The organism is Alkalicoccobacillus murimartini (assembly GCF_030813245.1).
GTDB lineage: Bacteria > Bacillota > Bacilli > Bacillales > Bacillaceae_D > Alkalicoccobacillus > Alkalicoccobacillus murimartini.
This window is the reverse complement of record NZ_JAUSUA010000006.1, coordinates 79,580-99,484: the sequence shown is the minus strand read 5'-3', so window position 1 is coordinate 99,484 and position 19,905 is coordinate 79,580. Positions and strand designations below refer to the sequence as shown.

Annotated in this window: 21 protein-coding genes and 1 pseudogene; 4 read left to right on the top strand and 18 right to left on the bottom strand. The window is 36.6% G+C overall.

The features are described 5' to 3' along the window. Positions 1 to 156 precede the first annotated feature (156 nt). The 6 genes and pseudogenes from J2S05_RS16995 to J2S05_RS16970 form a co-directional block, all read right to left on the bottom strand. On the bottom strand, positions 157 to 1,848 hold the full coding sequence (locus J2S05_RS16995) for a M3 family oligoendopeptidase (RefSeq protein WP_306984895.1): 1,692 nt from the start codon (positions 1,846 to 1,848) through the stop codon (positions 157 to 159). 36 nt (positions 1,849 to 1,884) lie between these two features. Beyond that, positions 1,885 to 2,148, bottom strand: a complete 264-nt coding sequence (locus tag J2S05_RS16990; protein WP_306984893.1) for a hypothetical protein — start codon at positions 2,146 to 2,148, stop codon at positions 1,885 to 1,887. Between the two features lie 253 nt (positions 2,149 to 2,401). Continuing rightward, positions 2,402 to 2,920, bottom strand: a complete 519-nt coding sequence (locus J2S05_RS16985; RefSeq protein WP_306984891.1) for a GNAT family N-acetyltransferase — start codon at positions 2,918 to 2,920, stop codon at positions 2,402 to 2,404. Positions 2,921 to 3,082: 162 nt separating this feature from the next. Then, the gene (locus J2S05_RS16980) at positions 3,083 to 4,300 is read right to left on the bottom strand and encodes an MFS transporter (protein WP_306984889.1); all 1,218 of its coding nucleotides are present in this window, start codon (positions 4,298 to 4,300) and stop codon (positions 3,083 to 3,085) included. Positions 4,301 to 4,667: 367 nt separating this feature from the next. Further along, a complete protein-coding gene (locus J2S05_RS16975) occupies positions 4,668 to 5,084 on the bottom strand; it encodes a MarR family winged helix-turn-helix transcriptional regulator (RefSeq protein ID WP_306984886.1) in 417 nt (138 codons plus the stop codon). 77 nt (positions 5,085 to 5,161) lie between these two features. Further along, positions 5,162 to 5,521 (bottom strand): annotated as a pseudogene (locus tag J2S05_RS16970) (winged helix-turn-helix transcriptional regulator). A gap of 187 nt (positions 5,522 to 5,708) precedes the next feature. On the opposite strand from J2S05_RS16970, the gene J2S05_RS16965 reads away from it, so the two are divergent. Beyond that, entirely contained in the window at positions 5,709 to 6,734 is a 1,026-nt protein-coding gene (locus J2S05_RS16965) for an LLM class flavin-dependent oxidoreductase (protein ID WP_306984884.1), read from the top strand. A 43-nt stretch (positions 6,735 to 6,777) separates the two neighbouring features. Continuing rightward, a complete protein-coding gene (locus J2S05_RS16960) occupies positions 6,778 to 7,920 on the top strand; it encodes an NtaA/DmoA family FMN-dependent monooxygenase (protein WP_306984882.1) in 1,143 nt (380 codons plus the stop codon). Between the two features lie 85 nt (positions 7,921 to 8,005). Here the strand turns inward: J2S05_RS16960 and nfsA are convergent, their stop codons facing one another. Further along, positions 8,006 to 8,746, bottom strand: coding sequence for an oxygen-insensitive NADPH nitroreductase (nfsA, locus tag J2S05_RS16955; RefSeq protein ID WP_306984881.1), 741 nt, complete (start codon positions 8,744 to 8,746; stop codon positions 8,006 to 8,008). A 144-nt stretch (positions 8,747 to 8,890) separates the two neighbouring features. On the opposite strand from nfsA, the gene J2S05_RS16950 reads away from it, so the two are divergent. Continuing rightward, positions 8,891 to 9,994, top strand: coding sequence for a Gfo/Idh/MocA family protein (locus tag J2S05_RS16950; protein ID WP_306984879.1), 1,104 nt, complete (start codon positions 8,891 to 8,893; stop codon positions 9,992 to 9,994). A 115-nt stretch (positions 9,995 to 10,109) separates the two neighbouring features. Here J2S05_RS16950 and J2S05_RS16945 read toward each other — a convergent pair whose 3' ends face one another. The 5 genes from J2S05_RS16945 to J2S05_RS16925 form a co-directional block, all read right to left on the bottom strand. After that, entirely contained in the window at positions 10,110 to 10,766 is a 657-nt protein-coding gene (locus J2S05_RS16945) for an SDR family oxidoreductase (RefSeq protein ID WP_306984878.1), read from the bottom strand. A 112-nt stretch (positions 10,767 to 10,878) separates the two neighbouring features. Next, on the bottom strand, positions 10,879 to 11,622 hold the full coding sequence (locus J2S05_RS16940) for an SDR family oxidoreductase (RefSeq protein ID WP_306984876.1): 744 nt from the start codon (positions 11,620 to 11,622) through the stop codon (positions 10,879 to 10,881). Positions 11,623 to 11,638: 16 nt separating this feature from the next. Continuing rightward, on the bottom strand, positions 11,639 to 12,673 hold the full coding sequence (locus J2S05_RS16935; RefSeq protein ID WP_306984874.1) for an NADH:flavin oxidoreductase/NADH oxidase: 1,035 nt from the start codon (positions 12,671 to 12,673) through the stop codon (positions 11,639 to 11,641). A 121-nt stretch (positions 12,674 to 12,794) separates the two neighbouring features. Further along, positions 12,795 to 13,235 (bottom strand): MarR family winged helix-turn-helix transcriptional regulator, encoded by a 441-nt coding sequence (locus J2S05_RS16930; protein ID WP_306984872.1) that lies wholly within the window; start codon positions 13,233 to 13,235, stop codon positions 12,795 to 12,797. 248 nt (positions 13,236 to 13,483) lie between these two features. Next, complete coding sequence (locus tag J2S05_RS16925) at positions 13,484 to 15,523, bottom strand: beta-galactosidase (RefSeq protein WP_306984871.1); 2,040 nt, start codon at positions 15,521 to 15,523, stop codon at positions 13,484 to 13,486. A gap of 334 nt (positions 15,524 to 15,857) precedes the next feature. On the opposite strand from J2S05_RS16925, the gene J2S05_RS16920 reads away from it, so the two are divergent. Then, positions 15,858 to 16,166: a winged helix-turn-helix transcriptional regulator gene (locus tag J2S05_RS16920; protein WP_306985219.1), complete on the top strand. Its 309-nt coding sequence runs from the start codon at positions 15,858 to 15,860 to the stop codon at positions 16,164 to 16,166. Between the two features lie 35 nt (positions 16,167 to 16,201). Here the strand turns inward: J2S05_RS16920 and J2S05_RS16915 are convergent, their stop codons facing one another. From J2S05_RS16915 to J2S05_RS16890, 6 genes are all read right to left on the bottom strand, one after another. Beyond that, positions 16,202 to 16,729, bottom strand: coding sequence for an NAD(P)H-dependent oxidoreductase (locus tag J2S05_RS16915; RefSeq protein ID WP_306984869.1), 528 nt, complete (start codon positions 16,727 to 16,729; stop codon positions 16,202 to 16,204). A gap of 134 nt (positions 16,730 to 16,863) precedes the next feature. After that, entirely contained in the window at positions 16,864 to 17,193 is a 330-nt protein-coding gene (locus J2S05_RS16910; protein ID WP_306984867.1) for an MmcQ/YjbR family DNA-binding protein, read from the bottom strand. 42 nt (positions 17,194 to 17,235) lie between these two features. Beyond that, on the bottom strand, positions 17,236 to 17,682 hold the full coding sequence (locus J2S05_RS16905) for a zinc-binding dehydrogenase (RefSeq protein WP_306984865.1): 447 nt from the start codon (positions 17,680 to 17,682) through the stop codon (positions 17,236 to 17,238). Continuing rightward, complete coding sequence (locus tag J2S05_RS16900; RefSeq protein ID WP_306984863.1) at positions 17,675 to 18,172, bottom strand: NADP-dependent oxidoreductase; 498 nt, start codon at positions 18,170 to 18,172, stop codon at positions 17,675 to 17,677. The genes J2S05_RS16905 and J2S05_RS16900 overlap by 8 nt, the downstream gene beginning before the upstream one ends. 22 nt (positions 18,173 to 18,194) lie before the next feature. Then, positions 18,195 to 18,662, bottom strand: a complete 468-nt coding sequence (locus J2S05_RS16895) for a MarR family winged helix-turn-helix transcriptional regulator (protein WP_306984861.1) — start codon at positions 18,660 to 18,662, stop codon at positions 18,195 to 18,197. Between the two features lie 186 nt (positions 18,663 to 18,848). After that, positions 18,849 to 19,571 carry an SDR family NAD(P)-dependent oxidoreductase gene (locus J2S05_RS16890; protein ID WP_306984859.1) on the bottom strand — a complete coding sequence of 241 codons (723 nt, stop codon included), beginning with the start codon at positions 19,569 to 19,571 and terminating at the stop codon, positions 18,849 to 18,851. Positions 19,572 to 19,905 lie beyond the last annotated feature (334 nt).

Here is a 19,905-nt window from a genome sequence, read left to right as displayed (position 1 = left end):
ACCAAAGCTCTAAAGCCCCTGGTCTTACTAGCTAAATAATCTAAATCCGTTCGCTGTTGAACAGTTCCTAGACTCAATTTTGAAAACTAATACCCCGCGCCACATCTAAAGGTGATGCGGGGTATTAGTTTTTTTTAAACATATCCAACTAATTGTCTATTTTAAGCTGCTATTCTTAAACCACGCAGTTAGTAAATCCATCACCCTATTAAAAGCACCCTCATCAAATGGAGACAAGATAGTAGAGCTTTCAAGCAGCTCTAAGAAAGATAAACTTCCGCCTTTTGTACATAATTCGTTATACATTCGCCACGCTTCCTCTTTATCTTTTTGAGACAATGCCCATATTTGTAATGCACAGATTTGAGCTAGCGCATAATCAATGTAATAGAAAGGGGCTTTAAACAAGTGTGATTGTATTTGCCAAAAGTTCCCTCGTTCTAAATACTCATCATCATCGTAGTTCTTGTCCGGCATATACATGAACTCAAGCTCTTTCCATTTATTTTTCAAAGCGGAAGAAGGCATATTTGGGTTTGCATAAACAAAATGTTGAAACTCATCTATACAAGCTCTGTAAGGAAGTGAAAGGATAGCATCCTCCAAATGAGCATACTTATATTTCTCTACATCCTCCTCAAATAAATCTTCTAGCCTTTCCCAAATCAAATATTCCATCGCCATTGACGTAATTTCACAGGCCTCTTTAGTAGGGAGAATATATTCTGGAAGGTTGTTTTGATTACGATAGACATGCATCTGAAAGGCGTGCCCGAACTCGTGACTTAATACTTTAACATCATTTCCTGTACCCGTTAAGTTAGCAAAAATATATGGGGTATTATAGTCACATAAATACGTGGAAAAAGCACCCCTTGCTTTTCCTGTTTTGGTACCTAGATTCAGTAGGTGATTTGTTTCCATAAAATCAAATAACTCTCCTGCTGCAGGGGATAACTCATGAAATGTCTGTTTACATTTCTCAATAATCCAAGTCGTGTTCCCCTTTGGCGTGGCATTTCCGTCAAAAAACCTTAAACTCTCATCGTAATGCTTTAAACGATCTACTTTTATTCTCTTTCTTTGATTCTCTCTTAGTTGTGTTGCTAGAGGCACAACATAATCTTTTATCATCTCTCTAAACTTCTTTACTTCCTCTTGACCATAACTAACTCTTGAAAGCCTTGCATACCCTAGTTCCACAAAGGAAGGGTAGCCAAGTTTTTCAGCTGTTTTTGTCCGAACTTTAATAAGGTCACTAAAAATAGCATCAATTTCAGATTCCTTTGTTCCCATAAGTTGATATTTTTTCTCGCTTGCTTCTTTTCTAATGTCTCTATCGGGCGAATTCAAAAAGACCTCTAGTTGAGATATGTTTTTTTCTTCACCCATACATTCAATTTTAGCTGTTGCTAAGACTTTTAAATAATTGCTAATCAGTTTATTCTCTTCCTCTAACTCATTAAGTACACGATCGTTCACTGTATTTACCGTGGCATGCGCCATTTCAAATAGCTGGCTTCCGTATTTTTCTTCTAATCCATGCTTATGATTTGATTTTATTAAGGTGTTGTAATACTTCGAAACAACCATCTCATAAATCGGCCACTTCTTATCACTAAACGTTTGCTCTTCTATGTATTCAGGGTTTGTCATATCTGTAAGGTGTCTGATTTGAGCGATTGTTAACGTTGTCAAAACATGATTTCTTAAAGAGTTAATCTCATCAATCAACTCACATTGTTTCTCGAAACAATCTACAGATTTAAATTGTTCCAAGAGATCTTCTACTGTCGTTTTAAATTCGTCAAGATCTGGCCGTTTATAGTTAAGTTTATTAAAGTTCATCATTTACCCCCAGCAACTGAAATTGAATGTTACTCATTAGCTCAAATACAAAAAAACAAAAATAGATAAAATAGGAAGTGAATACATAAGAACGATACCCACTCCGAAAAACTTCTCAACATTAGCAAAAAGATAACAAAGAAACCATATTGGTTTCGCCAGAAGAACTAGAGGATTCGGGTAAGTCCTATCCGTATAATTTTCACCTATGGCTCCTCCTGCAAAAAAAGTAGCAAGTAAAATGATTAATACCCCACTAGGAAATGCATTATATAATGCATATTTTTTAGTGTTACTCATTTCAACCTCCCAATTAGAAAGTTTTGAATCTAACTTACTTCTATAAGAGGCCAGGTTTCACCTTCCAATAATTCTCATTAATCAAAATTCCCTTTAAGTTGCTTCAGCTTTTCACACGTTATATTAATACAATACATGCGCAATTGATGATCCTTTTTAAATTAAAAAGCGAACTAAAGTAATATACTCTAGTTCGCCCCTACTCTCGATAACTCGTGTCTTACAAAAAATACTCCGTACAAGAACCGTGTAATCAATTCAACACTTTCATCATAATTAAATCAATTTGTTCATCGTCACCCATGTAAAAAGAGTGTGTCCCTGTTTGTAAAAAGCCTATTTTATGATAAAAACGTATAGCTTTTTTATTCTCTTCCCATACGCCTAACCAAATCTTCTTTTTGTTAAGATCAGTAGCAGTCATAATCGCTTTCTCAATCAAGTATTTTCCGAGACCTTTACCTTGAAATTCTTTTCTTATATAGATACGCTCCACTTCAAGACGATCATGACTCATTTGTTCTGATTGAGCTTCATTAACATTTATTTTTAAATATCCAGCAATGTTGGCTTCATCATATATAAAATAGAACATGGAAGACTCGTTTTTTAATTCTTTTACTAATTGGTTCAGGTTATAAGCTTTTAATAAATAAGCTTCCATATTCTCAGGTGAATTTTGATCTTTAAATGTATCATTAAACGTCTCAATGCTTACCTTCTGGAGTAACTCTATATCTTTAAGTTGGCACTCTTCTACCCTTTTTTTCATAACACATGCTCTCCTTCTCTTCTAAGCTCAATCATTACGTTTGTTTCCTTTTTCCAAATTACCAATTAATTATACAACAAAAAAGCACCAAAGCTATTTCAGCATTGGTGCTAAAAATTTATACGTAACATTATAATTATCTGAGTTGGCTATAATTCACTTTTAGATTTTTAGTTCTTCTTTAACCCTCCCATCAAATAAATCCTTATTTCTATAAACAATGAAACTTGATACACATAGAAATAACCCCGAAATAAGGAATACAACTCTAATTCCAAACAGATCCGCTACCATTCCCATTAGAAGCGATCCAACACCAAAGATCCCTGTTCCAATGGCACCTAAAGAAGTATACACGGTTGCCAATTGTTCTTTTGAGACACTCGTTTGGATAATTGTTTGTTGAGGTACTCCTTTTAATTGTGCGAAAAGCCCTACACAAAGCGATAGTAATAAAGCTACGATCGGGAGACTATTTAGACTAAACAAAATTGTTATGATGAAACTGGCAACAGAACTAAAAAGAATGAGTGTACCTAATCTCTTCTCAATAAAGGAAGCATATTTTATGCAGTAAATGCTTCCTATGATTAATCCTAAAAAGAATGACCCATTAATAAAACCCCACCATTTCTCATCGGCGTGTAATGCATCATTTACAAACACTAACAAAATAGCTGCAATCCATACTGTTCCTGCCATGGTTTCAAATACATCTATTATCGCTATCTTTTTAAGAACTGGGGTGTTTAATAAGGTTTTCCATCCTTCTTGAATCTGTTCTAGTTTTCTCCTAGCATTAAGCGTTTGGTGCCTTACATTTTCTAGAAAACATAATATGATACTCGATACCGTAAAGATACACCCAACTATCCAGATGATTTCTTGTGCGCTCAATAGAATTAGAAATAAACTACCAAAGAACCACATGATTGTTTGGATTGTTTGAATGACTGTTTCTGAGATACCATTCGCATGGATTAATCGTTCTGAATCTACATAATGAGGAATCAATGTTCTCATGATAGGATTTGCACACCCATCAAAGAAAGCAATTGAACCTATAATTAAGTAAATTATATAGTAGTTAGAGCTTGTTACATGAGTGAACGAAAATCCTAGAATAACGAGAATGATCGTTTTTGCAATTTGCGAACAAGCCAATAACCACTTTAAATTGACCTTGCCTATTAACAGAGGTGTTAATAAACTTGAAACAAACATGGATGTAGTTATTGTAAATGGAACAAAGGATGCAGCTGTTGCAGAACCTGTTAAATCAAAAATCACACTAATTATACTAACTATATATAGGACATCCCCAATGTTAGCCATGGATTGACCGGTTAGTAGTAAAGAAAAATTTTTATTCCATTTCATTTTTATATCCCCCTGATATTGAAATAAATTCAGATGTAGTTAAAGGGGATTATTAAATTGGACTGCTCATAGATCTATACTCCTTTTACATAACGGACAAATCTGGGGGATTAGATTTGTCACAAATTTTATATCATTTCAGCAAGAAGTTGATTGGCTTCCATATATTCGTTCATGTTTACTTTACCTAATTATACCAGGATATGCAGGCTGATAAAAGAAATGTACGGAAGCCAGATATTCCATTTCTATGTCTTATTTGAAATAGCGAAATATAATACAAAAAAAGTAAGCAGAATAACATTCTGCTTACTTTTAATCATTTAATTAGTTGCTAGCTTTATAACGGCAAGACTCGACTAACTAATTAAAAAAGGTTCTTTTCCATTTGTTTCAACAGTCTTCTAAAAAGCAATTTCTCGTCTTGAGTAATTTCTGTTAATAAACGCTCTTGCTGTTTTTTCCATATCTCACTAACTGGTTTCTCAATCTCTTTCCCAGCATCTGTGAGATAGATTCTAGTTATTCGTTTGTCTTGAACATCTTTGTGGCGAATAATTAACCCTTTTTTTTCTAGTGATTTTACCATGTTGGTTACAGTTGGGGCTTCACAATTTAACTGATTACACAGTTCAACTTGAGTCATACCATCTTTATTCCAAAGTTTACATAATAGATTGTCTTGGCCTACATGTAAGTTTAAATTAGTTAATAATTGATTATAGTTTCTTCGGTTCTGTGAAGAGATTTTATCTAAAAGAACTCTGATATCATCATTTACCATATCAAGACCCCACTTAACAATTTAATTAGTGGACTAACTATATCGCGGAGTTATGTTTACGTCCATTTCTAATACGATTAGTCCTGATTGCTTTCACCATACTCTTTACCGAAAATCTCCATCGCATCAAGGACTGGCATCAATTTAATCCCCTTTTCAGTTAAAGAGTATTCTACTTTTGGAGGAACCACTGGATAGACTTCGCGCTTAATAACACCATCATTCTCTAGTTCTTTAAGCTGTTTTGTGAGAGATCCTTGTGACAAGTTTCCTAGAAATGCTTTAATATCTGAATATCTTCGTGTGTCGCCTTTTAAGTACCACAAGATAAAGTATTTCTATCTGCCTGATAACACATTTTGTGTGAATGCAATGGCGTACATATCAGTTTTACCTTCAATAAAATCACGCTCAAAACCGTCATTACAAACCTTCATCTTTACGCTCCTTTCCTAAGTACATAAAAATGTACTAAGTCCATTTAGTTTGCCCTCTTTGCAGATAAACATAATGCCCTTATGATGGTGAAACACACCAAAAATTAATAAATCATCAACTACATTTTTCCGGACTTTTAGTTAGCAAGCTAACTAAAAGTATACCACAGATAGGAGCTAGAGATGAATGGATAGCGAAAATTCCAAACTAAAACTTTCGATTCTAGATTTTGTTCACATATATAAAGATAACCTTGCTAGTAAAAGTCTTAAAAATGTGACAGAAATGGTGCAACTTGCGGAAGAGTTGGGTTACTCAAGGTATTGGTTTACGGAACATCACAATACAACAAACTTGATGAGTACCTCACCAGATATGTTAAGTATGCACGCTGCTGCACATACCAAAAAGATTCGCGTAGGGTCCGGTGGTGTGATGCTTCCAAACCATAGTCCGTTAAAAGTCATGGAGAATTTCACTTTGCTTGAAGGGTTATACCCTGGCCGCATTGATCTTGGAATCGGAAGAGCCTCTGGAACCGATGCCCAAACGATGTTGGCATTGTTGCGGTCTAGAGAACTGCTAGGAGCCAATGATTTTCCAGAGCAACTGGATGACCTTCTTTCATTTTTTAATCGTAGCTTTAAAGAAACACATCCCTTTAGTCACATAAATCCTCCTGGTGACGAATCCATGGTACCAGACCTGTACATGCTTGGGTCTAGCGAAGGTGGTTTACACTTTGCACTTCAAAAGGGACTTGGTTTTGTATTTGCTGCTCAACTTGCACCACAATTGGCTGTTCCTATGTTACGAGCCTACAAGAATGAATTTAAGCCTTCTTCTTATTTAAATGAACCGAAAAGTATGATGGCTATTATGGTGATTACAGCTGAAACCGAAGAAGAGGCAGAATTTGTCGCAGGTCCAGCAGAATTAATGTGGGCACAGATGAGTACGGGGAAAAAAATTCTTTCGTTTCCAACTCCAACAGAAGCTAAAAATCACACGTATACTCTTGCAGAAGCAAGTGCTAGAGAACATAACAAAGCGAGATTTGTTATCGGGAGTGCTGAAACAGTTGCTGAAAAATTGCACCAAATGGCGAAGGCCAGTTTGGTTGATGAAATTATTATTGCTGATTTTTACCCTAATCAAGAAAGTCGGAAGAATGGACATAAATTACTGGCTAAACAATTTGGATTGATTTAAGGGGATTATGGTTAATGATCGTTTTGAAGGAGAGAAATCAATAATGCGAGAAAGAAAGCTAAAACTCATTGGGAATATTGATGGAGTTGGGTGGAGTCATACGGGTTGGAAACACCATGAGATGCCATCAAATGCGAGTGAAAGCATCAATCATTATGTAGAAAAAGCCAAACAACTAGAACATGGTAAATTTGACGCGATCTTTTTAGCGGATGTTAGCCACATTGGGCCGGGGATGATCCCTCATTATCTTAGTATGTTTGAAGGCATCTCTATTTTGTCGGCTTTAAGTATGGTGACTAAATCTATTGGGTTAATAGCAACAATTGCGACTTCGTATGCTGATCCTTTTACAGTAGCTAGACAAGTTGCTTCGCTAGACAAAATTAGTAATGGACGAGCTGGATGGAACGCGATTACATCTAATCCAGGAGGTTTAGCCAATTATAGTCGCTCTCAATTAAGCAAATCAGATCTTTATCCAATGAAAAAGGAGTTTCTAGAAATTGTAGAGGGACTTTGGGATTCGTATGAAGATGATGCCTTTATCCGTGATAAAGAAAGTGGCATCTTTTATGATCCAAGAAAGATGCATCCTCTCTATTACAAAGGAAAATACTTTTCAGTGGATGGTCCATTAAATGTTAGTCGTTCAAGACAAGGAAGACCTGTGATTTTCCAAGCAGGAACATCTTCAGACTTTATGGATATAGCGGCTAAACATGCTGAAGGGATTATGGCACCTGGAGATCATTTTGAGTACCTTAAGGGATATACGGCTGAACTAAAAAGAAGAGTTCAAGATCAAGGACGCTCTCCTGATGATTTCCTGATGATGCCTGCGCAAAATCCAATCGTAGGAGAAACTGAGAAAGAGGCATTAGAAAAACTGAGAGAAATTGAATCATTCATGCCTATGGGTCACAGATTACCTAGACCTCAGTTTATAGGTTCTGCGGAGAACGTAGCAGAACAAATTGAACATTGGTATCGAGAAGGCATTATGGATATCATGCTGATTAGACAGAATGGTCCATCAGGTTTTGAGGACTTTATTAAGTTAGTAGTTCCTATCTTGCAGGATAAAGGAATTGTTCGAACAGACTATGATGATCAACCGACACTCCGAGGGAATTTAGAGCTGCCATATCCTGAAAGTATGTACACAAAAAACGTTAGAAATTAAAGAACTTAGTACATTCTATTGTACTAAGCTCATCTATATCGCCTTCTATAAATGAAGCAAAATCAAATATAGATTGATATTCTTCTTACTTCTTAGCAAAACCTTGTTTATTTAAATACTCTTTCATAAACGTGAGTGAGCTACGCTCTAAATGATCTTGTATATGATCGGACCATCCTTTGACTGTTCGTGCTGTAAACGGTGCTCTAGAAGACCTATTTTCATAGTAGTGTTTCATTTGTTGATCGTAAATATCAAGAGAATCTTTGTCTAATGGCTTATACGTATTTTCAGACATCACTATTTCTTGAGGTAATTTAGGCTTAGAATCGGGCTTTTCCCCTTTAGGATGACCGATACACAGGCCAACCAATGGAATAACGTATTCGGGAAGTTCTAGAAGGTCCGATAGCTCTTGTATATTCCCTCTAACGGCACCAATGTACACTCCGCCTAACCCTAAAGATTCAGCTGCGGTTAGTGCGTTTTGAGCCATGATGCCAGCGTCAAATGTTCCGATTAATAGATATTCTATATAAGACAAATCAACACTAGGAGCCATTTGATGATTGCGATTAAAGTCTGCACAAAAGATCCAAAATTCTCCTGCCTCTTCGATATATGGTTGGTTAAAACAAAGATTGTTTACTTTTTTGCGAAGCGCCTGATCAGAAATTCGAATAATAGAAACAGTTTGTAAAAGACTAAAAGAAGAAGAATGGCTTGCAGCTTGGAAGATCGTGTCCCTTTGTTCATTAGATACTGGTTTCTTTTCAAAAGAACGAAATGACGAGTGATTCTTTAACAAGTCTATTGTGCTGTTCATAATTGTTTCGCCTACTTTCATACGTTTTCGTTCTTAAAGGATAGAATGAATTGTTCATAAATTAAAGAGGGCAATAAAAATGTACACAGTACAAAAGAATGTACATTCGTTTCCCACAACAAAATAAGAAGGAGTTTTTGAAAAATGAATAAAAAATTACGCGTAGGCATTATAGGTGGTTCTATTAATAACGGATGGGCCAAAGGAACGCATATTCCTGCAATCGAACAACTAGATGACCTTGAACTCAAAGCTGTTAGTACGAGTAATATGAAAAGTGCTGTAAAAAGTGCGGATGCTTTTAAAGCTCCATATGCTTTTGATAATGCCGAACAATTAGCACAAGAAACAAATGTTGATATGGTAGTCGTTAGCATTAATGTTAAAGAGCATTATGATGCAGTAAAAGCAATTGTTCCAGCAACCAAGCCCATTTATTGTGAATGGCCACTGGGCTCAAACACTAACGAAGCCTTAGAAATGCAGGAATGGGTTGAATCAGGAAATGTACCCAATGTCATTGGATTGCAGTCGAGGCAGTCTCCTACTATTAATTATGTAAAAGATTTACTAGCTGATGGCTATGTTGGAAACGTTTTGTCAGCCAACTTAAAGATCTCGATTGATGCTATGGGCGGAGTGGCTGATGGGGCTTCTGCTTACTTATTTGATAAAAAGATAGGTGGCAACCTGTTGACTATCGTAGGTGGACATAATCTTGATGCTTTTACTCAAATGGTTGGAGATTTCAAAGAACTTTCAGCAGTTACAGCGCAACAATTCCCTGAGGTCGAATTAACAGATGTTCAGAAAACAATTAAAAAAGATACCGATGATCAAATTATGATTACAGGTAAGTTAACCAATGGCGCAACTGCTAGTGTTCATATTCAGGGAGGTGTTAAACATCAAACTGGTTTAACATTAGAGATTTTTGGAGACGAGGGAACGATCACACTCAATGCCCCTGCTTCTATTCAATTTGGATTCCATCAATTACGAGGAGCAAATTCTACTGATAAAGAACTTCAGGATTTAAGCATCCCAGATCATTACTACTGGGTACCGGCTTCTCTTAAACATGATACAGGAATGATTCTTAATGTGGCTCAAGCACATAGTAAGTTTGCTAAGGATATTTCTGAAGGAACTTCGAGTCTACCTACTTTTGCGGATGCAGTGAAGCTTCATCAACTTCTAGATACAATAGAGACAGCTGCACTAACTGGAGAGCGTCAGTACTTATAAAATCTCATAGATCCTTTCTTTTGTAGAGAATTTTAGAGCAACATAGACTTTGGCAACTGAATAACATAAGCAGCCCCGTAACACTATAAGTGATACGGGGCTGCTTATTATGAAACTATTTTTCTACCGCTGTCTTTAATGCTTCATCAATCGAATGCTCACCTTGCTTAATATAAAAACTCTTACCAAAAAGCTTCTCATTCCCTATTGTTTGAACAAGTACCTGAGCAACATCCTGTCTTGTGATTAGATAATCATTAAAATGATCTTTTCTTGTTGGGTGTAACTCTATTTTTCCAAGTGCTTTGTCATTGTTCATCGGCCCTGGTCGCACAATGGTGTATGGTATGTCGCTTTTTTCTACGTAGAAATCGGACATATTCTTTGCAACCGCATATGGTTTCATTTTCTCGCTTTCCTCGTCCACATCTAAACTGTCCGCAGCACTTAGTTGAATAAAGTGTGTGACACCGGATGATTTTGCGTAATCGACAGCCTTTTTAGTTCCCCATAAATCAATGAGCAATGTCTTATCTGCTCCAGTACCTCCACCCGAACCTGCAGCAAAAATAACAGTATCAATGTTCTCAAAAGCATGTGAGAAATCCTCTTCTAAGTCACCTAGTACAACACGATTAGCCCCTAGAGATTTCAATTCTTCTACTTGTTCTTTTTTTCGTACAAGAGCTGTTGCTTGATGATCTGTTTGCTTTAATTGAGTAATAATTTCTTTTCCAACTTGACCGTTTGCTCCAATAACTAGTACATTCATTTAATTCCCTCCAAATATTTTGCATGCATGCGCCTGCATGTTCTTAATGTTACTTATACCCTTATCATGTTCAATGAAACTAGAAGCATACCTTTTTCCTATGCTACGATTCTTACCATTCTTGTTTTGTTGGCGTCACAAAAATATCGTTAATCATAACATTACTTGGCTTATTCACTGCAAAAGCAATCGTTTCAGCCACATGTTCAGGTGCAATGGCTACTTCATTTAGGTTACCTAACACGGAATTCACATCTTTGTCCGTTACTTTATCTTGCCAATTAGTCGCGATTACGCCTGGTGAAACGTACACAGCTTGAATATTATGATTGACGGATATTTCTTTTCTTAAGCTTTCTGTAATGGCTCTTGTTGCGTATTTTGTCGCGCTATAGACGCCGTGACCTTCCCCTACTGCGTGCCCTGCAACTGAGCCAACATTAATAATTTGACCACTGTCTTGCTTTTTCATTTGTGGGAGAACAGCAGCTATACCGTATAAAACTCCCTTTAGATTTAAGTCGATCATTTTTTCCCACTCATCCACGTGAGCATTATCCCATTTTGAAAATAACATCAAGCCTGCGTTATTAATGAGTGTGTCCACTCTTCCGTATTTCTCCACTGTGAAATCTATTAACGCACTTACTTCGTCTCTTGAGGAAATATCCGTTGCTTTAAATGAAGCAACTCCACCATTGCCTTCAATCTCTTCAACAATTCCACTTAGTTCTTTTTCATTACGAGCAGCTAGAACAACTTTTGCACCTTCCTTAGCAAGATGTTCTGCTGTTGCTTTCCCAATCCCGCCTGAAGCACCCGTTACGACAATCACTTTATCCTTAATGTAAGACATCTATAATTTCTCCTTTCTAGAATCCTAATTTATATTGAACAGGAACCATTTCATCTGTTGATTTTCTTAGTTGTTTAGCAGCTTCTAGAGCCCAGTAAGGATTACGAAGCATGCCTCTTCCTACCGCTACAAGATCTGCATCTTCTGTTCCTACCACCGCATTAGCGAGCGTCGGGTCATCTAATCGACCTACCGCAATAACCGGTACATTTAAAGCTTTTTTGATTTCTCTTGCGAGTGGAACTTGATATGCTGCGTGTGTACCTGGTTTACCCCAAGCTGCAATTTGACCTTCCCCACCAGATGAGATATCAAAGATCTCTGCCCCAGCTTCTTTATAAGCTTTAGCAAGTTCAATTGCTCCATTAATATCATAGCCACCATCTACATATTCTTTTGCAGATATACGCATAATGAGAGGCATGTCAGTAGGAATCTCTTCTTTGGCTGCTTTAAGAACATCAGAACCAAACTTCGTTAAATCTTTTCCAAATTCATCTGTTCTCTGATTGGTGAGTGGTGAATGGAATTGATGAATGAGATAACCGTGAGCTCCGTGGATTTCAATCACATCAAATCCTGCTTGCACAGCAAATCTCACAGATCTTCGAAATTTCTCTACTAGTTCATAAACTTCCTCAGTAGTTAATTCTCTTGGTGTTTTTGAATTCTCATCAAAAGGAATAGCAGATGGTGCAACAGGTACTTTAGCATCTTCAGCTTTTCGACCTGCATGTGCAATTTGGATAGCTGCCTTCGCACCATGTTGGTGAATCCCATCTACAATTCTTTTTAATGCCGGAATTTGTTCTTCAGACCATAGCCCTAAATCATAATCAGATATGCGTCCATCAGGTTCAACATCCGTCATTTCAACCATTACTAGACCAGCACCACCAATAGCACGGCTTACATAATGAATATAATGCCAATCCGTCGCGATACCATCTTTCTTATCCACACTGTATTGGCACATTGGCGACATCATAATACGGTTTTTAAGCTCTAAACCTTTTAAGGTAAACGAATCAAACATATTTGGTTCTTTCATCATTGCCATCTCCTCATAAATTAAATGCATGCGTCTGCATGTATTTAGACGTTAACATCCATTTTATTTGATGTCAACTAAGTAGAGTGTACTTGGAAGAAATCCAAATAGACTCTCTACCTTAATTTCGTTCATTTGTATTCTTTAAGACACTAAAGATTACACTGTTATCCTTCTCATTTAAATCCAAATCATGTATAACCGAATTAAACGTGTTTAAAGCACGTTCAAATTTACTCTCTCCTAATGACGTGAGGGACGTGTATATTCCTCGTTTGTCATCTTCGCAAGTCGTTCTCTCCAATGCACCACAGGTTTTAGCTTCTAACCTTCCTACAAGTCGAGACATGGCACTCTGACTAAGACCAATTAATTCTTGAAGCTGTTGTAATCGTAGCTTGCGATCACTTTCTTGTGATAGATAGTACATGACATAAAATTCTTTAAGTGAAATATCGTTATTCTTTTTTAGTGCAGACTCCAACTCATTTGAAATTTTATCTTTTATTGAGGTTACTTCTAACCAATTATTTAAGAAGTCGTATTGAGACTCGTTATTCATAAGATCACCCTTTTTAAAAACGAACTATTTATATTGTGAATCTATACCTATTATAACCTAAAATTCTTATGACGTAATTTACGCTTTCAAGAGCCGGAAACGTTTAATTTACATTATCATATTACAGTATATTAAGTTGTTGCTATTTTAAAGCTCTATAGAACTTTTAGTATCATGAATTATTTGGCACAAAAAAACAAGGGTAAGTTAATACCCTTGTTTTAACACATTATCTTTTAAAAATCGCGTTAAACTTTAGTAAGTATCATGACTCCATAAGGCTCGATCGTACCCGTGCTTTGGAGAGTTACCTCAGATAAAAGCTCATTCATCGGTTCATTCAGAGTGATGGTTTGCTCCTCTCCGCTGTAGTTAAGTAAAAAGAAATATTCCTTGTCCTTACTGGCTCTTATAGCAAGCTCAATTGTTTTAGGGAGAGTCAGCTCTGATCTTGTCTGTAACCCTGTATCCATTAATAAAAGGCTTGCAAGTTGGTCGTTGAAGACACCGCCAAAATAGTAGCATGTACCTTTTCCGAAGCTGGTTTTGACTAGGGCAGGCTCATTAGCATAATAGCTATTTTGATAAGTCGCAAGTACAGTTGTTTTTTCACGTAAGATCGTTAGGACCTCATTAAATGTTTCTGCCTTCAGAGTATGTTCTCCCCACTCAAGAAGTGGGTTGTCGTCATATTGATTAATTCTAGTGAAATCACTAACTTCGACGCCAGCTAGATCTGAGAGCAATCCTGGAAATGACTTCATATAAGCATGGCCATATTCGTTTTTATAGCCTGAGCGACTCCCAAGAATGAGTGTTCCTCCTTGCTCGCTATATTGCTCTAATAACTTAGCTCGTTTTGGGGTCATAATAGCCGCATGCGGATAGACAAGAACTTTGTAGGTTATGAGTTGATCTAGCGTCGTATCGTCATCTATGGTGAAACAATCTACAGGAATATGTTGATATTGAAACGCTTTAAACCAAGATCGAATACTTTTACCTGTAAATGGACCATGCCATGTATCAAGCTCTCCATCCCATTCGTTGTCATAATCATGTAAAATGGCAGCTTCCGCTAAGTAATCTGTTCCGAATAGGGTTTCCCCAACCCGTTTAAGTTCTTCACCAATCTTTGCCGCTTCTTTTACTCTTCGGTTTGGCTTATTATCATAATTGTTTAATCCGTGCCAATACATTTCTGTTCCTTTGATGGCCGTGCGCCAGCGGAAGTACAGAACCATATCTGCACCATGCGCAATGGATTGGTACGTCCACAATTTAATTTGACCCGGCTTAGGTGTGGGCTGCTCTAACCGATTAACCCAGCCTCCTGGCCCACTCTGCTGTTCGAATATAGCAAACTGACTACTAATATCTCTTACGGTACTAAGGTTCCAGCTCCATTTGCGATCAAAAAGCGGATCATCGCCTCCTTCTGGAAAGACAAATCCAAAGTTAGGATACGAATCATACGCATAAAAATCGAGTAACTCATTTGTTAATTGATGATGATTCAAATGACCAAACTTTCCGTTTGTTGTCACCCAATGATTGGGTGCATGTTCCCGAATAATATCAGCCTGCAGTTTAGCGTAACGAATGGTACTATCAGAGACAAAACGTTTTTCGTCTAATGCATGATGAGGATTGTCTGAATCGGCCGGAGTCACTCTTGGCAAAAAAACCTGTTCCCAGTCAGAGTACGTCTGATTCCAGAAGACGGTACCCCATGCTTCATTTAACTGATCTAATGTTCCATATTTTTCTTTGGCCCATTCTCTAAAAGCATCATGGTCAGCATCAGAGTAATAAACATTGGACTCACAGTTAAATTCGTTACCAATTTGCCAGCCACATATAGCCGAGTGATTTGCATAATGCTTTGTAAGTTTTTCGACGATGATCTTAGTGAATTCTCGATAGGTAGACGAATTATAATTATAATGTCCCCTCAGACCGTGGTGATGCGTAGTCCCATCCTTCGACACATTCAAGACCTCAGGATGATTGTGTGTCAGCCACGCAGGAGGAGTCGCTGTAGGAGTAGACATGATGACCTTTAGGCCACTTTCCTCTGCCAATGAAATAGCGCGATCAAAAAGATCAAATGAAAAGGTTCCTTGGACCGGTTCAAAAACACTCCAAGCAAATTCCCCTATACGCACATAGGTAAAACCCATCTCTACCATTCGTTTATAATCATCTGCCCATATTGATTCATCCCACTGCTCCGGGTAATAGCAGACGCCCAATTCAATGCTCTTGCCAGGTACCTGTTGATTCACCAAAAACACTCCTCAAAAATTAGTTTTGATAGCGCTGTCATTTTTGTTCATACCTTTTCATTTTAGCGATTATTGCGGAACAGATGTCCTCCAATAATCAATCTATTCGAATTTATCATTTTCTAATTTATTATTCTATATTATTCATTCTCTAAATTTCGACAGCATCTAGTACATAGTATTAAAATTCTAAAAGTCTGAGCTATCAATATTACTTAGAGCTTCATTAGTGATAAAATAAATTTATACTGTTCGAGATTTAATATGTTAGCTGTTACTCATTCTAGAATTAGGATAGGAGGAATTAAAATTGGAGGAAGCTTTTCCAGAGAACATGGATGTAAAAAGCACTGGATTTGGATTAACACTGTCCCTAATAAGTGGAAAGTACAAAATGATCATTTTATATTTGCTCCATGAACACCATACGATTAGGCACAACGAATTAAAACGTAAAATTGGAACCATTTCATTTAAATCACTTAGTCTTATGTTGAAGGATTTAGAAAAAGATGGATTAATAAACAGAGTTGAATTCCCCCAAATTCCTCCTAAAGTTGAATATTCATTAACTGAACGCGGTCTCTCATTAATACCAGTACTAGATTCGATGTGTGAATGGGGAGAGAACCAAAATAAATAAGAAGCAACGAATAGCCGTTGCTTCTTATTCTATGTTCAGATTAATTCTTTTAGAAAATCCACATAATCTTTAGCGCTTTTATCTATCTCATCTTGAGTACTAAAATCTGCACCATAAAATGCAAAGAAAGATTGATAATCTGCTTTACAGTATTTTGCTGTTATTTCAAACGGTGCTAGAAGTTCTTCTAAATTATATTGGTATCTTCCTGCCTTATCATAGTCGATCCCTTTACCGCCTGTCGTAACGCCTAATGCCATTTTTCGACCTTTGATGTTATTCCCTGCTTTTCCAAATGCCCAACCCTCTGTTAACACTTCATCTAACCACTTTTTAAGGATAGGTGGACAATTAAACCAATACATCGGGAACTGTAATACTAGATTTCCATGAGATGAGATAAGTGATTGTTCGATTTCCCTATCAATTACACCATCTGGATATTCTTTTGCCAATTCATGTATTGTAAATAAATCAGGATGCAACTTCATTTCCTCTATCCACCTTCTATTTACGATAGAAGACTCAATATCTGGGTGACCAATTATAACTAATGTTTTCATCTTTCATCCTCCTTTAAACCTACTTTTATTATAGTTAGGGTTTAAAGGTAATATAAGTACGCACATTTTTTTGGGGTACTTACTTAAAGGTTAGTGTACCCTTATGAAACTCATCATATCATTAATGGCTTATATCATTTTTTTGTTAAGTTATAGCTTGTGCTGATTAAATGACTCATATCTTTTTTAGAAATCGATCCATCCAAAATAATAGAGTTCCAATGCTCTTTATTTAAATGAAAAGCAGGTACAATCGACTCGTATTCACTACGCCATTGATTAATCATGCCAGGCTCGCATTTCACGTTTATCCAGATCTTATTTTCTCTTTCGAAGATCCATGCGAATGTTTTTTCATTGTTTTTATGCCTGATTAATGTCCAGTTATCATCTTTAAATGGTTGATCTTCATACACATTGTCGTATTGCATACAGTAATCTATAGCTTCCTGTCTATTTTTCATTTTGGTTCATTCCTTTTCAGCGAATAAAGCAATTTTTTTGTATTAGTCGCTTTGTGTTCTCAGAAGAATTCGTCCTCTTCCTCTTCTTTTTTCACTTCTTTTTAAGGCCTCTGATGCATCGTTTAAATCGAAAATACTATCGATTTCAGTTTGTAAGGTCTTATTCGCTATTAATTCAGCAATAGTTTCTAAATCGTTTTGAGTAGGATATTTGGAGTTGAATTTAGCAGTTACATGATGGAGATCCGCTTTCTTTTGTGAAGGTTTTTTTACGAGAGAAACAAAAATCCCGTTTTCTTTTAACAGAGCCCATGATTGATCCTCGGTCTCTCCACCCACTAAATCTATAACCAGATCTACTTTATTTACTACTTTTTCAAAAGCTGTTGTTGTATAATCAATCGCTTGATCTACACCTAAGTCTTTTATGAAGTCAATATTCTTAGTGGATGCTGTTCCTATTACCGTAGCCCCTTTCCACTTAGCCAATTGAACAGCATACTGGCCAACACCACCAGCTGCGGCATGAATAAATAAGAACCGTTTGATCTTTTTCTAAATTCCCTTCTGTGAATAACGCCTTCCAAGCAGATTCTGCTCCGCCTTTAATGGTTGCTGCCTCCTCAAAACTAAGGATATCTGGCATTTTTACTAATTGACTTGCTTCTGCTAAAGCATACTCTGCATACGAACCTTTTACATTCCCAAATACACGATCTCCTAGTTGGAACTCTGTTACATTTGATGCTACAGCTATAATTTCACCTGCCATAGAGGCGCCAGGTGTATATGGAAAAGAACTAGGAAACACATCCTTTAACCATCCATTACGAATTTTAAAATCTAGAGGAATGACTGAAGCATATTTTATTTGTACAAGAACTTGTCCAGATTGAGGTTCTGGCGTGTCAATCCTAGCTAACTCCATCACTTCTGGTCCACCATAATTCGAAATTGTTATAGCATTCATTTTACCCATGTTAGTATCTCTCCTTTGTATTTCAATAGAGTTCTTCATCCTGAGCATCTAAAAATCGTTCTACGTTTACAGTCATTTTTTTAGAAATGCTTATGAAACTTCTTAACTCATCTTCCGAAACATCTTTTAATGTAACCTTCTCTAATAACTCCCATACTTCTGCAATCTCTGTTACAGCCTGCTTACCTTTATCTGTTAACACCACATTGGTGATTCGTTTATCTTTTATTGATCGCTTTCTTAAAACAAACCCAGCATCTTCTAAACGTTTAACTGATTTTGCTACTGTAGAGTGATCAATTCTCAACTTATTTCCTAAGCTATTTTGCGATTGTTCATCTTTCTGACCTAGCTGCATCAGCATAATTTCTTGTCCTGGGTACAACCCAATTTTTCTTAATAACTGTGCAGCCAAAACTCTATGTGAACGCGCTAATGCAAAAATGGAAAAGCTGGCTGTGTCATCTGGAATATTAAATGGTTGATTCACCTTAATCTCACTTCATCTCTTTTAACATAGGATAATACCAGCAAGTTCTCTCTAAGTCATTTTCGTTGCCGGCAACCTAATAGTATATTATTTATGTGTGGTTGGCAACGTATATACTTTTTGTTAGCTTTAATTTGTAAAAATAAAAATAAAGTACCAAAGCTCTAGAGCCTTGGTATACCCCTGTTAACAGTTTTCATCATTTATTGCAGGTATATTTATTTCTTTGACACATGAAACAACCGACAAACTCACTATACATTTAACTATTGAGATAATATCTTGAACGGGAATCCTTGTGCCTTCGTATTTAGATATCGCCCTCTCGACCCCATCTTCATATGGAATTTCTGCAGCCAGTTCACCTGGGTTAATGCAAGTGACCGCAATCTGATCTTTTCTCAAATGTTCTCTTAAAGCACTTGCTATCCCACGTAGTCCATATTTAGAAGTTACAAAAGAAACCTGTGAATTTCTTGTATTATCTAATCCAGCCGTTGATCCAATCAAGATAACCTTACCACTTTTTGATCTTCTTATATTCGGCAATAATGCTTGAATGAAGGTTATTGTTGAAACCAAGTTAATGTTTAATATAGCAGCTATATCTCTTGGATCATCATGATCAAAGTCATAATAATCTTCGAACCCATTCTTCTCCCATACGCCTACATTATAGATAACCACATCAATTGTTTTGTCTTTTAACGCATCCTTAACCAAACCTATTCTATCTTGCTGAGACAAGTCTACTTCCAACCAGATTCTCTGAACTCCGTCATTCAAATCTAAGGCATTTGGTCTACTTCTTGAGATGATCCACACTGTGTCTCCAAAAGCAGGCAATCCTTTCACAAATGCATCTCCCAAGCCTTTACTTGCTCCAAAAATAATAAAATTCCTACTCAAACTACCTCAACCTCTCTATTAAACCTAATGATCTAGAATAGAATAACAAAGCACTTGTTACATAAACACTTCGTAAAGTCGGATATATACTACATCTTTAGTTGTAGAAGAAAACTCAACTTTTCCTATACATTCGTTTATCTACAAAAGCAATGACTCCAAAAAATTTCTATGCTATGATGTTTTTTATTACATAACAAGGGGATTAGACAAGTATGCTAAAACTATAAAACCTTTTAAGGTAGTAGTAAGTTTTCCATGCGCAAAAAGACTTTATGAGTTTATTCTCATAAAGTCTTTTTGTTAAAAATAAATGGGTATTTTCAGGGGGAAT